This is a genomic window from Leifsonia sp. KNZ13-11D (assembly GCF_056754895.1).
Genome location: NZ_JBPGWU010000001.1, coordinates 2,503,736 through 2,516,824, shown reverse-complemented (window position 1 = coordinate 2,516,824; position 13,089 = coordinate 2,503,736). Strand labels below are relative to the sequence as shown.

At 71.4% G+C, this 13,089-nt stretch carries 10 protein-coding genes and 1 pseudogene; 5 read left to right on the top strand and 6 right to left on the bottom strand.

Going from position 1 to position 13,089, the window contains the following annotated elements:
• Positions 1 to 79: 79 nt before the first annotated feature.
• The 3 genes from ACR9Y5_RS12485 to ACR9Y5_RS12475 are packed head-to-tail and all read left to right on the top strand — an operon-like array spanning position 80 to position 3,832.
• Positions 80 to 1,063, top strand: a complete 984-nt coding sequence (locus ACR9Y5_RS12485; protein WP_481298244.1) for a carbohydrate ABC transporter permease — start codon at positions 80 to 82, stop codon at positions 1,061 to 1,063.
• Positions 1,056 to 1,895, top strand: a complete 840-nt coding sequence (locus ACR9Y5_RS12480) for a carbohydrate ABC transporter permease (protein WP_481298243.1) — start codon at positions 1,056 to 1,058, stop codon at positions 1,893 to 1,895. The genes ACR9Y5_RS12485 and ACR9Y5_RS12480 overlap by 8 nt, the downstream gene beginning before the upstream one ends.
• The gene (locus ACR9Y5_RS12475; RefSeq protein ID WP_481298242.1) at positions 1,892 to 3,832 is read left to right on the top strand and encodes a cellulase family glycosylhydrolase; all 1,941 of its coding nucleotides are present in this window, start codon (positions 1,892 to 1,894) and stop codon (positions 3,830 to 3,832) included. The genes ACR9Y5_RS12480 and ACR9Y5_RS12475 overlap by 4 nt, the downstream gene beginning before the upstream one ends.
• Before the next feature lie 123 nt (positions 3,833 to 3,955).
• Here the strand turns inward: ACR9Y5_RS12475 and ACR9Y5_RS12470 are convergent, their stop codons facing one another.
• On the bottom strand, positions 3,956 to 5,428 hold the full coding sequence (locus ACR9Y5_RS12470) for a helix-turn-helix domain-containing protein (protein ID WP_481298241.1): 1,473 nt from the start codon (positions 5,426 to 5,428) through the stop codon (positions 3,956 to 3,958).
• 122 nt (positions 5,429 to 5,550) lie between these two features.
• Between ACR9Y5_RS12470 and aceA the strand changes: the two genes are divergently transcribed.
• Positions 5,551 to 6,876, top strand: a complete 1,326-nt coding sequence (gene aceA / locus ACR9Y5_RS12465; protein WP_481298240.1) for an isocitrate lyase — start codon at positions 5,551 to 5,553, stop codon at positions 6,874 to 6,876.
• 50 nt (positions 6,877 to 6,926) lie between these two features.
• Positions 6,927 to 8,568, top strand: a pseudogene (gene aceB, locus ACR9Y5_RS12460) (malate synthase A).
• A gap of 12 nt (positions 8,569 to 8,580) precedes the next feature.
• Here aceB and ACR9Y5_RS12455 read toward each other — a convergent pair.
• The 5 genes from ACR9Y5_RS12455 to ACR9Y5_RS12435 form a co-directional block, all read right to left on the bottom strand.
• Positions 8,581 to 8,946, bottom strand: a complete 366-nt coding sequence (locus tag ACR9Y5_RS12455; RefSeq protein ID WP_481298239.1) for a DUF488 domain-containing protein — start codon at positions 8,944 to 8,946, stop codon at positions 8,581 to 8,583.
• A 38-nt stretch (positions 8,947 to 8,984) separates the two neighbouring features.
• On the bottom strand, positions 8,985 to 9,914 hold the full coding sequence (locus ACR9Y5_RS12450) for a PfkB family carbohydrate kinase (protein ID WP_481298238.1): 930 nt from the start codon (positions 9,912 to 9,914) through the stop codon (positions 8,985 to 8,987).
• Positions 9,907 to 10,941, bottom strand: a complete 1,035-nt coding sequence (locus tag ACR9Y5_RS12445) for an ADP-ribosylglycohydrolase family protein (protein ID WP_481298237.1) — start codon at positions 10,939 to 10,941, stop codon at positions 9,907 to 9,909. The genes ACR9Y5_RS12450 and ACR9Y5_RS12445 overlap by 8 nt, the downstream gene beginning before the upstream one ends.
• Positions 10,938 to 11,507 carry a peroxidase-related enzyme gene (locus ACR9Y5_RS12440; protein WP_481298236.1) on the bottom strand — a complete coding sequence of 190 codons (570 nt, stop codon included), beginning with the start codon at positions 11,505 to 11,507 and terminating at the stop codon, positions 10,938 to 10,940. The genes ACR9Y5_RS12445 and ACR9Y5_RS12440 overlap by 4 nt, the downstream gene beginning before the upstream one ends.
• Positions 11,508 to 11,583: 76 nt before the next feature.
• The gene (locus ACR9Y5_RS12435) at positions 11,584 to 13,077 is read right to left on the bottom strand and encodes an MDR family MFS transporter (RefSeq protein ID WP_481299572.1); all 1,494 of its coding nucleotides are present in this window, start codon (positions 13,075 to 13,077) and stop codon (positions 11,584 to 11,586) included.
• Positions 13,078 to 13,089 lie beyond the last annotated feature (12 nt).

The following is a 13,089-nucleotide window of genomic DNA, read 5'->3' as shown; positions in this document are numbered from 1 at the left end:
CTCGTCGGGCGGGGCGCGGCAGGCCGCTCAGCGGCCGCCGCGTCCCGCCCGGTGACCAGCCACACCTGTAAGGAGACCCATGTCGACGACGACAGACGTCCGAGGCCCCGCACAGACCGTGCCGGCGCCCGCCGCCCCGCCCGCGCCCAAGCGCCGACGCCCGAAGGGATGGTGGTTGCCGTTCGTCCTGCTCGTGCCGGCCATCGTCTTCGAGCTGTTCATCCACGTCATCCCGATGCTCACCGGCATCTGGATCAGCTTCCTGCAGCTCACCAAGTTCTACATCGCCAACTGGGGCGAGGCGCCGTTCGTCGGCCTCAAGAACTACGCGGTCGCCCTCGACTTCAGCGGGTCCGTCGGCGCGGGCCTCCTGCACTCGTTCTTCATCACCGTCGGCTTCACCATCCTGGTCGTCGGGCTGTCCTGGGTGCTCGGGATGGCCGCCGCCGTCGCTTTGCAGGGCCGGTTCCGCGGGCGCGCGTTCTTCCGCACCCTCTTCCTCGTGCCCTACGCACTCCCGCTGTACGCCGGCATCATCACCTGGAAGTTCATGTTCCAGAAGGACACGGGCGCGATCAACAACTTCTTCTTCGACACCCTCGGGTTCTCCGGCGACAAGCCGTTCTGGCTGATCGGCAACAACGCCTTCTGGGCGATCGTCATCGTCGCGATCTGGCGGCTGTGGCCGTTCGCCTTCCTCATGCTGATGGCGGGTCTGCAGTCGATCCCCGCCGAGGTCTACGAAGCATCCGCGGTCGACGGCGCGAAGCCGTTCCGCCAGTGGCGCGCGATCACGCTCCCGATGCTCCGGCCGGTCAACTCGGTGCTGCTCCTGGTGATGTTCCTCTGGACCTTCAACGACTTCAACACGCCGTACGTGCTGTTCGGGAGCACCGCGCAGCCGGCGTCCGGAGACCTGATCTCCTTCCACATCTACAACGCCTCGTTCCTGACGTGGAACTTCGGCTCGGGGGCCGCAATGAGCGTGCTGCTGCTGATCTTCCTGCTGATCGTCACCGGAATCTACCTGCTCGCCGTGAATCGGAGGAACCGCGATGCGTGAGACCGTCTCTTCCCACATCTTCCGCTGGGTCGTCATCGCCTTCCTGACCGTCTTCACGGTCGTCCCGCTCTGGGTCATGGTGACGTCGTCGATGAAGCCGCTGTCCGAGGTGCAGGCCTCATTCACCTGGATCCCGCAGAACATCACCTTCCAGCCGTTCATCGACATGTGGTCGACCGTGCCGCTCGCGTCGTACTTCGTGAACTCGCTCATCGTGTCCAGTGCGGCGACCCTGATCTCGCTGGTGATCGCGGTGTTCGCCGCCTACGCCGTCTCGCGCTACCGGTTCAAGGGCCGCAACGTCTTCACGACCACGGTGCTGTCGACGCAGATGTTCCCGGGCGTGCTGTTCCTGCTCCCGCTGTTCCTCATCTTCGTGAACATCAACCAGGCGACCGGCATCCAGCTCGTCGGCACCCGCTGGGGCCTCATCATCACGTACTTCACGTTCGTGCTGCCCTTCTCGATCTGGATGCTCGCCGGCTACTTCGACGGCATCCCGCGCGACCTGGACGAGGCGGCCAAAGTGGACGGCTCAGGTCCGCTGGGCGCGCTGTGGCACGTCGTGCTCCCTGCGGCGCGTCCGGGTCTCATCGCGGTCGCGATCTACTCGTTCATGACCAGCTGGGGCGAGGTGCTGTTCGCGTCCGTGATGACCACGGATGAGAACAGGACGCTCGCGGTCGGCCTGCAGCTGTACTCGACGCAGACGAACGTCTACTGGAACCAGATCATGGCGGCCTCCCTCGTGGTGTCCATCCCGATCGTCGTGGCGTTCCTGCTGCTGCAGCGCAACTTCGTGGCCGGACTCACGGCCGGCGCGGTCAAGTGACGCGCGTCGACCGTCCCTCGCCGGTGCTCCACGTCGACCGGGCGCCCGTGGTGTGGCTCGGCGCGAACTTCTGGTCGCGCACCGGAGGTCCGCTGATGTGGACGCGGTACGACCCTGCCATCGTGCGCGACGAGCTGCGCGTGCTCGCCGAGCACGGCCTGAACATGACCCGCTCGTTCTTCTACTGGCCGGACTTCCATCCCACCCCGGATTCGCTCGACGAACAGTGCGTGGCGAACTTCGCCGACTTCCTGGACGCGCATTCCGAGGTCGGCATGACCACGGTGCCGACCTTCCTGGTCGGGCACATGTCGGGGGAGAACTGGGATCCGGCGTGGCGGGACGGCCGCGACCTGTACCGCGACGTCTGGTTCGTCGGGCGCCAGGCCTGGTACGTCCGGGAGCTGACCGCCCGGTTCGCCGCGCATCCCGCCGTCGCCGGCTGGCTGCTCACCAACGAGGTGCCGATCTACGGCGGGGAGGCGCCGCGTCCCATCGTGGACGCGTGGGCGTCGCTGCTGGTGGATGCGGTGCGCGCGGGCGGCGGGACGCAGCCGGTCGCGGTCGGCGACGGCGCGTGGGGCATCGAGACGACCGGCCACGACAACGGATTCTCGGTTCGCGACCTCGCGGAATACACCGATTTCATCGGGCCGCACGTGTACCGGATGGAGACGGACCGGATCCGCCAGCACCTGAAGGCCGCGTACATCGCCGAGCTGGCCGCGACGAACGGGCTGCCCGTGATCATGGAGGAGTTCGGGCTCACCAGCGACTTCGTATCGGATGCGGGGGCCGCCTCCTACTACCGGCAGCTGCTGTACACGACGCTGCTGGCCGGGGCGACGGGCTGGATCGCGTGGAACAACACCGACTACGACGACCTCGCCGACCAGCGGCCGTACTCGCACCATCCGTTCGAGATGCACTTCGGCATCACCGACCGTCATGGCAGCCCTAAGCCGCCGCTCCGCGAGCTGGCCCGCTTCGCCGCCGACCTCGCCGCGATCGACCTGCCCTCGGTGCGCCGCGCGCCGGTCGACGCCGCGCTGGTGGTGCCGTCGCACCTCGCCGCGGACTACCCGTTCACCCAGGAGGAGGAGCGGGCGCACATCGTCGCCACGGGCGAGCAGGCCTACATCGCGGCGCACGAGGCGCACATCCCTGTCGCGGTGGTGCGTGAGAAGGAGGACGGCGGCCTGCCGACCGGGTACGGGCTCTACCTGCTGCCGTCGGTCAAGCAGCTGTGCGCCGCGTCGTGGCAGCAGCTCGTGGCGCTCGCCCGCGACGGGGCGACCGTGTACGCGTCGTACGCGCACGGGTCGAGCGGCGTGCAGCGCGGACCCTGGTGGGTGCACACCGAGGAGCTCTTCGGGGTGCGGATGGACAGCACTTACGGCCTCGCCGAGCCGGTCGCGGACGATACGGTCGTGCTGCGCTTCACCGAGGCGTTCGGACCGTTCGCCGCGGGCACGGAGCTGCGCTTCGCCGCGGGCGGCAACGAGAACGGGCGCACGTACCTGCCGGTGCGCGCGACTTCCGGCCGGGTCGTCGCGGTGGATGCGCACGGACGGCCCGCGATCGTCGTCGCCCAGCACGGGGCGGGGCGCGCGGTGCTGTGCACATATCCGCTCGAGTTCTTCGCGTCCGCCCGGGCGCGCGTCAACCCGGAGCAGACCTGGCGGCTCTACGACGCGCTCGCCGAGCTGGCGGACGTGGAGCGGGACGTCCGGCTGGACGACCCGCGCGTCTTCGCCGACACGCTGGTGCACGAGGACGGCCGGCGCTTCGTCGTCTTCGTCTCGCAGCACGAGAGCCCGGTGACGGTCACCCCGTCGGTCCCGGGAGGCGAGCTCCGCACCCTCGACGGCGACCCCTCCGCCACGGTCGAGCTGCCGCCCTTCGGCGTCGCCCTCCGCCTCCTCGCCCTCGACTGACCCGCACGCGCCCTCGCCCCCTCCGTCGAGTACACGAATAGTGCACGCTCCTCCGGCGTGTCGCGTGCACTATTCGTGTACTCGACGGAGGGGAGGGCGGACGGGAGGGACGGGTCGCGCGCGTCAGGCGGGGGCGTGGCGGTCGAGGAAGGCGTAGACCTCGGTGGCGTCGACGCCGGGGAACGTGCCGGTCGGCAGGGCGGCGAGCAACGACGTCGGCGTGCGCGCGGCCGGCCACGCCATCCCCTCCCACCGTTCGGCGAGCGCGCCCGGCGGGCGGCGGCAGCACGATTCGTCGGGGCAGCGCGACACCGCGCGGTTCGGCGTCTCCCGGCCGCGGAACCACTTCACGTGCGCGAACGGCACACCCACGCTGACCGAGTAGTCGCCCTCCTTGGCCTTCTCGACCCGTGAGGTGCACCAGAACGTGCCGGTCGGCGTGTCCGTGTACTGGTAGTACGGGCTGAACCGGTCGGCCACGTCGAACACGGTCCGCGCGGTCCAGCTGCGGCACACCGGCGTGCCCTCGACGGCGCCCAGAGCGTCCGACGGGAACACGACCGCGTCGTTCTCGTACGCCTTGATGATCGTGCCCGACTCGTGCACCTTCATGAAGTGCACCGGGATGCCGAGCCGCGCGGTCGCGAGGTTGGTGAACCGGTGCGCCGCGGTCTCGTAGGTGACGGCGAACGCGTCGCGGAGGTCCTCCATCGAGATGCGCCGGAAGGTCTTGGCCTCGCTGAGGAAGGCGACCGCGTCCTTCTCGGGCAGCAGCAGCGCCGCGGTCAGGTAGTTGGTCTCGATGCGCTGCCGCAGAAAATCGGCGTAGTTTCTCGGCTCGTCGTGACCGAGCACGTGCGAGGCGAACGCCTGCAGGATGGGGGAGCGGGAGTCGCGGGACGGCGACTGCTCGGTGGGCAGGTAGATGCGCCCGTTGCGCCGGTCGGTCACCGAACGGGTCGAGTGGGGCAGGTCTCCGACGTAGTGCAGCGCGTAGCCGAGGTGGTCGGCCATGTCCGTCACCGTCTGGTGCGAAACCGGTCCGCCGGTGTGGCCGACAGCGCCGAGCAGGTCCGCCGCGATCGCTTCCAGTTCGGGGAAGTGGTTGTCCCGCGCCCGCATGGTCGCGCGCAGCTCGGCGTTGGCGCGCCGGGCCTCCTCGGGTGTCGCGGCCCGCTCCCGGTGGAGCCGCTCCACCTCCTGATGCAGGGCCAGGATGGCCTGCAACGTCGCGTCGGGGACGGTGCGGCCGACACGCACCGGGTCGATCCCGAGGGAGGCGAACACCGGTCCGCGCTGCGCCCGCTCGACCGCGATCTCGAGGGCCGCACGCTCGTCGGGCGGCTCGGGGGCGAGCAGGTCGTCGACCGTCACGTCGAGGGCGACGGCGATGGCGCGCAGCAGCGCGAGCCGCGGCTCCCGGTTGCCGTTCTCGATGGTGGAGACCTGGGACGGCGCGCGGTCGACCGCCGCGGCCAGAGCCTCCAGGGTCAGGCCCCGCCGCTGGCGGAAGGCGCGGATACGGCGGCCGAGCGTGAGCGCGTCGGCCGCGGGGCGGTCGTCCTGCACGTCGTCGATGACGGTCATGCCCGCCATGCTGACACTCCGGCGAAGTTCTGGCAAACAGAAGAACGGCCGGATTTCTGCCGACGGATCCGGCCGGGAGGCCGTCCACCGGGCGAAGGATCGAAGCAACCGATCGACCGATGGAGGTCCCGATGAGCACCCCGAACCGTCCCGAGAGCAGCGTCCGCCCGGGCGACACCACCCAGACGGCCGCCGAGCTGCAGCTCGAGTGGGATGCCGACCCGCGCTGGTCCGGCATCCGCCGCGACTACAGCGCCGACGACGTCGTCGCCCTGCGCGGCCCGGTCCGTGAGGAGCAGACCCTCGCCCGCCGCGGCGCCGAGCGTCTCTGGGAGCTGATCCAGCGCGACAGCACTCCCGACGACCCGCAGTGGGTCGCAGCGCTCGGCGCGCTGACCGGCAACCAGGCGGTGCAGCAGGTGCGCGCCGGGCTCGAGGCGATCTACCTGTCGGGCTGGCAGGTCGCCGCCGACGCCAACCTGTCCGGCCAGACCTACCCCGACCAGAGCCTGTACCCGGCGAACTCGGTCCCTGCGGTGGTCCGCCGCATCAACAACGCGCTGCTGCGGGCCGGCCAGATCGAGGGCGCCGAAGGTGCGGTGAGCGATTGGATGGCGCCGATCGTCGCCGACGCCGAGGCCGGTTTCGGCGGCCCGCTGAACGCCTACGAACTGATGCACGCGATGATCCAGGCGGGCGCCGCGGGCGTCCACTGGGAGGACCAGCTCGCCAGCGAGAAGAAGTGCGGGCACATGGGCGGCAAGGTGCTCATCCCGACCGGGCAGCACATCCGCACTCTCAACGCCGCCCGTCTCGCGGCCGATGTCGCGGGGGTGCCGACCATCGTCATCGCGCGCACCGACTCCCTCGCCGCGACCCTGCTGACGAGCGACCACGACGAGCGCGACCGGCCGTTCCTCACCGGGACGCGCACGGCCGAGGGGCTCTACGAGGTGTCGGGCGGCATCGAGCCCGTCATCGCCCGCGGACTGGCCTACGCCCCGTACGCGGACCTGCTGTGGGTGGAGTCGGCGGAGCCCGACCTGGACCTGGCCCGCCGGTTCGCGGAGGCCGTGCACGCCGAGCACCCCGGCAAGCGGCTGGCGTACAACTGCTCGCCGTCGTTCAACTGGCGCATCCACCTCGACGACGCCACCATCGCCCGGTTCCAGCGGGAGCTCGCCGCGATGGGATACGCCTTCCAGTTCATCACGCTGGCCGGGTTCCACGCGCTCAACCACTCCATGTTCACGCTCGCCCGGGACTACCGCACCCGGCAGATGAGCGCGTACGTCGACCTGCAGGAGGCCCAGTTCGCCTCCGAGGCCGACGGCTACACCGCCACCCGCCACCAGCGGGAGGTCGGCACCGGCTACTTCGACCGCGTGGCGACCGCGCTCAACCCCGACAGCGCGACGCTCGCCCTGGTCGGCTCCACCGAGGAGCACCAGTTCTGACCGGGCCGTTCGGCACACGAACCGGCTCTCACACCTGAAGGAGACGCATCATGATCGAGATCACCGGGCCGCGCGACGCCGCGACCGACACCATCCTGACGCCGGAGGCGCTCGCCTTCGTCGACCATCTGCACCAGACCTTCGCCGCGCGCCGGCAGGAGCTGCTGGCCGAGCGCGCCCTCCACCGGGCGCAGGCCGGCAACGGCCGCGACCCGCGCTTCCTCAGCAGCACGGCCGCGGTCCGCGAGGATGAGCACTGGCGCGTCGCCGGCGCGGGCCCGGGCCTCGAGGACCGGCGGGTGGAGATCACCGGGCCCACGGACCCGAAGATGGCCATCAACGCCCTCAACTCGGGCGCGCGCGTCTGGCTGGCCGACCTGGAGGATGCGACGAGCCCCACCTGGGCGAACATCGTCGGCGGCCAGCGCACACTGCACGACGCCGTCCGCGGGCGCCTCGCCTTCACGAGCGCCGAGGGCAAGGAGTACCGGGTCACGACGCCGCAGGGGCACACGCCGACGATCGTGATGCGGCCCCGCGGCTGGCACCTGGTCGAGAAGCACCTGGCGTTCACCGACCGCGCCGGACGCACGGCTCCCGCCAGCGCGTCGCTCACCGACTTCGGCCTGTACTTCTGGCACAACGCGCAAGCACTCGTGGATACCGGGCGCGGCCCGTACTTCTACCTCCCGAAGCTGGAGTCGCACCGGGAAGCGCGGCTGTGGAACGACATCTTCGTCTTCGCGCAGCAGCGCATCGGGATGCCCGTGGGCACCGTCCGGGCGACCGTCCTGATCGAGACGATCCCGGCGGCCTTCGAAATGGAGGAGATCCTGTTCGAGCTGCGCGGGCCTCAACGCCGGCCGCTGGGACTACATCTTCTCGATGATCAAGACGTTCCAGGGCCGCGGGCGGCGGTTCGCGTTCGGCGACCGCGACGGGATCACCATGACGGTCCCGTTCATGCGGGCCTACACGGAGCTGCTGGTGGCCACCTGCCACCGGCGCGGGGCCCATGCGATCGGGGGCATGAGCGCGTTCATCCCGAACCGGCGCGACCCGGAGGCGACCGAGCGGGCGCTGCGGCGGGTCGCGGAGGACAAACGGCGCGAGGCCGGGGACGGCTTCGACGGAACCTGGGTGGCGCATCCCGACCTCATCCCGACCGCGCTCGCCGAGTTCGACGCGGTGCTCGGCGACCGGCCGAACCAGGTCTCGCGGAGGAGGGACGACGTGCGTGTGACCGCCGACGACCTGCTGCGGGTGGACGGCGCCGCGGCCACGGTGACGGATGCGAGGGTGCGGTCGACCGTCTCGGTCGCCCTCCGCTACATCGAGGCGTGGCTGCGGGGGACCGGCGCTGTCGCGATCGACGGGCTGATGGAGGATGCGGCGACCGCGGAGATCTCGCGCTCTCTGCTGCGGCAGTGGATCGACAACCGCGTCGTGACCGTCGAGGGGACGGCCGTGGACCGGGCGGCGGTGTCGCGCATCCTCGACGAGGAGCTCGACCGGCTGGAGGGCGACGGCACCCGATTCGCGGACGCCGCCGAGCTGCTGCGGGAGGTGTCGCTGGCGGAGGAGTTCCCGACGTTCCTCACCATCCCGGCGTACGCGCGCTTCCTGGTCGACGGCGCGGACGCCTCGGAAGGCGAAGCGCAGGGCGACGCGGAGCTGCCGCTCGCGGGCTGATCCGGGAACGGGTCACGGGTGGTGCTCGAGGAAGTCCTCGAGCACCTTCCCGTGGTTCAGCTCGAGGTCGCGGACGCCCACCAGGAACGTGACCCGGGGATGCGCCGCGAGCAGCTCCCGCAGCTCGTCGACGGCCGGGTTCGTCTCCAGCTCCCGCTCATAGCGGGCGCGGAACTCGTCGAACACCTCTGCCTCGCCGGACGGGGAGGGGTCGCGGTGGAACCAGCGCCGCAGCTCCGTCGAGGGGGCCACCTCCTTGAGCCACACATCCACCGCGGCCCGCTCCTTGGTGAGGCCGCGCGGCCAGAGCCGGTCGATCAGGATGCGGAACCCGTCGTCGGGGCTCGGCGGGTCGTACACGCGCTTCACGGTGATCATGGGGGCTCCTCGGGGTGCGGGCGGGTGTGTCGGGTCTCTCAGTGCTCGGCGAGCAGGGCGTCCGTCTCGGTCGCGGTCGGCGCCGTGGCGGGGCCCGGGCGGGTGACGGCGATGGCCGCGGCGGCATTCGCGCGGCGGGCGGCGTCGACGGGCGCGGCGCCGCGGGCGAGGGCCGCGGCGAGCACGCCGCCGAAGGCGTCGCCCGCCCCCGTCGTGTCCACCGCGGTCACCGGGAACGCGGGCAGGTGCGCGGGCGCCGGATCGCCGGTGGCGACCCAGCAGCCGGAGGCCCCGTCGCGGACCACGGCGACCGCCCCGTCGCGGAGCATCCCGCGCAGGGCGCCCGCGGCGGGGGCCGGGTGGGCGTTGGCGCGCAGCAGGCGGGCTTCGCGGGCGTTGGCGCTGAGCACGTCGGTGCGGCGCAGCACGGACTCCAGCAGCTCCGGGTCGAGGGACGCCACCAGCGGAGAGGGGTCGAAGACCACGCGCGTCTCCGGCGGCAACTCCGCCAGCCAGCCCGCGACGGCCGGACCGGCGGACGCGTGGGCGAGGCTGTAGCCGGAGGCGTACACCACGTCGCCGGGACGCGGACGAACCGTGTCGAGGTCGGCGCGGGACAGCATCCCCTCGGCGCCCGCGGCGGTGACGAACGTGCGCTCGGCGTCGTCGTCGACGAGGACGACGCAGTAGCCGTTGTCCGCCGTCTCGAGCGGCGGGTTCGTCACCGAGATCCCCTCGCGCCAGAGGGCCTCGGCGACGACCTCGCCGAACGGGCCGCTGCCCGAACGGCCGGCGAAGATGACCTCCGCCCCGTCGCGTGCGGCGGCCGCCATCACGTTGAAGCCGCCGCCGGCGACCATGCGGGCGTCGGACGCGAGGATATCTCCGCCGCGGTCGGGGAGCGCCCCCACCCGCAGGAGGAGGTCGACCACGACCGTGCCGGTGTAGAGCACGCGCCCCTCAGGCATGACGCCTCCGTACCCGCAGCAGGCCGTCGACCAGCGGCTCGAGGTCGAGCGCGTTGACGCGCCGCACCGTGTCGAGCGCCGTGCGCGGCCAGTCGGCGGCGCCCGTCGCCCCGAGAACCGCGCCCGCCATCGCGGCGATGGTGTCGGTGTCGCCGCCGAGGCTCGCGGCGCGGCAGAGCGTGTCCCACGCCGCGTCGGGGTCGGGATGCGCCGGGTCGCCGTTCGCCGCCGTGACCGCGACGAGCGCCAGAGCGGCCACCACGGACTCCTGGGCGGCGACGGACGTGCCGATCACGTCGGCGAGGGCGTCGTCTTGCCGGCGGGCGTCGAGCTCGAGCAGGTGCGGGACCGCCCATTCGAGGCGGGCGGCGATGTCGCCGCCGGCGACCCAGTGGCCGCGGCGCCCGCCCTCGCGGGCGGCCGCGACCGCCACGTCGAGCGCCTCCGGGGTCTCCGCCCCGTCCACCCCGGCGCTGACCGCGGCGCCGACCGCCGCGGCGCCCGCGATGCCGATGCCGGTGTTGTGGGTCAGGGCGCTGACCGAGGCGACCGCATCGACGAACGCGCCGAGCGGTTCGACGGCGACGGCGATCCCGACCGGCGTGATCCGCATGGCGGCGCCGTTGGTGGCGCCGAAGCGGCCGGCCTCTTCGGGGGGCATGCCGTCCTGCAGCCGTTGCAGTGCGGCGCGGGTGCTGGGGCCGAGCAGGTCGAGCGACCCGCGGGCCTCCATCGTGCGCTCCCAGTCGAGCAGTTCGGCGGCGAGCACGCCGGGGCGGACGGACCCGTCGCCGTCGATCAGCAGGCGCGCGAGGAGGACGGCCTGCTCGGTGTCGTCGGTGATGGAGCCGGCGGGCATCCCGGCCGCGACCTGCTGGTGCGGCCCGGCGGCGACGAGTCCCCGGATCCGCCCGTGGTCGGCCGCGATGCGCTCGCGCGACATCGACTGCGTCGGCATGCCGAGCGCGTCCCCGAGGGCCAGGCCCTGGAGCGCGGCGAGGGCGCGGGCTCGCGCGCTGTCCCTCACAGCGGCGCCAGGAGCGCGCCGCGGAGCCGATCGGAGACGTCCGCCGGCACGTCGACCGCGGCGCCGAGCGCCTGGATGGCCCGGCTGAAGTAGTTGCGTGCCGCAGCGGCGAGGGTGATGTCGACGATCTCGCGGTCGGTGAAGCCCAGGTCGCGCAGCCGCATCGTGTCGGATTCCGTGATCGTGTGCGCCTCGGTGCTGATCTTCTCGGCGTACTCCATCATGGCGACCTCGGCCTCGCTGAGGCCGGCGTCGTGGTAGTCGCGGGCGACGCGCTCCAGTTCGTCCGCATCCATGAACCTGAGGCACTTGTGCCCGTGCGCGAGGCGGCAGTGCGTGCTGTGCAGGGCCTGCGCGGCCGCGAGCGTGACCAGCTCGTAGCGACGCTTGCCCAGGGTGGGAACGATGGCGCCCAGCAGGTTCTCGAACGCCCGGAACGCTTCCGGGTTCAGGCTCATCACCCGGGTGTAGTCGGCGACGTACCCGAGGTCTTCGAGGTCTTCGGCGTAGAGCTGAGCAACCTCACCGGTCGCTTCCGACGGTTCGACGGTGCGGATGTAGGACACAGTGCCTCCTTGCGTGCGGTCGCCCCCATTGTGCCGCTGCGACCCCTCCGCGAGCCAGCCGCCCGGTCGCGATCCGTCAGTCCGCGAACGCCGCCTCCGCGGGGACGTCCGCGGGCTTGCGGATGAAGAACGACCCGGCCACGCCGAACAGCGAGATGATCGCCCCGGCGAGGAAGGCCGCCCGGATCCCGCCGGCCTGCGCCGCATCCACCGAGGCCCCGCCGCTCGCCAGCGCGGTCGCCTGGAGCGTCAGCACCGCGATCAGCAAGGCGGTTCCGGCCGCTCCGCCGACCTGCTGGATCGTGCCGAGGATCGCACTGCCATGGGAGTAGAGGTGCGGCGGCACCGCCCCGAGGCCCGCGGTGAACAGCGGGGTGAACATCATCGCGAGCCCGAGGCTCATGGTGACGTGCGCCGCCACCACCAGCCCGACCGGCGTGTGCTCGGTGACCATCGTGAGCGACCACAGCACCAGGCTGACCAGGATGGAGCCAGGCACGACCAGCACGCGCGGGTCGAACCGGTCGTAGAGCTGGCCGACGAACGGGGCCGCGAGCCCCATGATCAGGCCGCCCGGAAGCAGGATGAGACCCGTGGCGAGCGTGTCGAGGTGCAGCACGTGCTGCAGGTAGAGCGGCAGCACGATGATGACGCCGAACATGGACGCCGTCGTGATCGCCATGAGCACGATCGAGACGGTGAAGATCGGGTACTTGAAGGTGCGGAGATCGAGCAGCGCCCGGTCGGAGCGCTGCAGGATGAGCTGCCGGGTGATGAACGCGGCCAGCCCGAGCACGCCCACCGTGAGCGATCCCCACAGCATCAGCGGACTCGCCGAAGCGCCGCCGGACTCGCCCGAGAGCGTCAGCCCGTACACCAGTCCGCCGAAGCCGAAAGCGGACAGGATCACGGACAGCACGTCGATGCGCACCTTCTGCGTCTCGGTCACGTTCTCGACGAAACGCATGCCGATCAGCAGCATGACCAGCGCGATCGGCAGCACGATCAGGAAGATCCACCGCCACGGGAGGAAGTTGAGGATCAGCCCGGAGATCGTCGGGCCGATCGCGGGCGCGACCGAGATGACGATCGAGACGTTGCCCATGGTGCGGCCGCGGAGCGCGGGCGGCACCAGCGTCATGAGCGTCGTCATGAGCAGCGGGATCATGATGGCCGTGCCCGACGCCTGCACCACGCGGGCTGCGACGAGCACGCCGAAGCCGGGCGCGAGGGCGGCCGACAGGGTGCCGAGCGAGAACAGCGACATGGCCGCGATGAACATCTGCCGCGTGGTGTAGCGCTGCAGCAGGATGCCGGTGATCGGGATGACCACGGCCATCGTCAGCATGAAGGCGGTCGACAGCCACTGCGCCGCGAGGGCGTCGACGTCGAGGTCGTCCATCAGCTTCGGGATGGCGACGGTCATGATCGTCTCGTTGAGGATCACGACGAACGTGGCCGCCAGCAGGAGCCAGATCACCCGCTGGTCGCGGGGAGCGATGCGCGCGGGGCCCGCGGGAACGGACGGCACGGCGCTGCTGTCGATCGCCCCGGCGTCGACGGAAGGCACTGGTGAGGTCTT

Excerpts from the sequence above, each read along its gene's own strand:
- ACR9Y5_RS12480 (WP_481298243.1), top strand. The coding sequence starts at position 1,056 with ATGCGTGAGACCGTCTCTTCCCACATCTTCCGCTGGGTCGTCATCGCC.
- ACR9Y5_RS12450 (WP_481298238.1), bottom strand. The coding sequence starts at position 9,914 with ATGCCTGAGGGGCGCGTGCTCTACACCGGCACGGTCGTGGTCGACCTC.
- ACR9Y5_RS12455 (WP_481298239.1), bottom strand. The coding sequence starts at position 8,946 with ATGATCACCGTGAAGCGCGTGTACGACCCGCCGAGCCCCGACGACGGG.
- aceA (WP_481298240.1), top strand. The coding sequence starts at position 5,551 with ATGAGCACCCCGAACCGTCCCGAGAGCAGCGTCCGCCCGGGCGACACC.
- ACR9Y5_RS12485 (WP_481298244.1), top strand. The coding sequence starts at position 80 with ATGTCGACGACGACAGACGTCCGAGGCCCCGCACAGACCGTGCCGGCG.
- ACR9Y5_RS12470 (WP_481298241.1), bottom strand. The coding sequence starts at position 5,428 with ATGGCGGGCATGACCGTCATCGACGACGTGCAGGACGACCGCCCCGCG.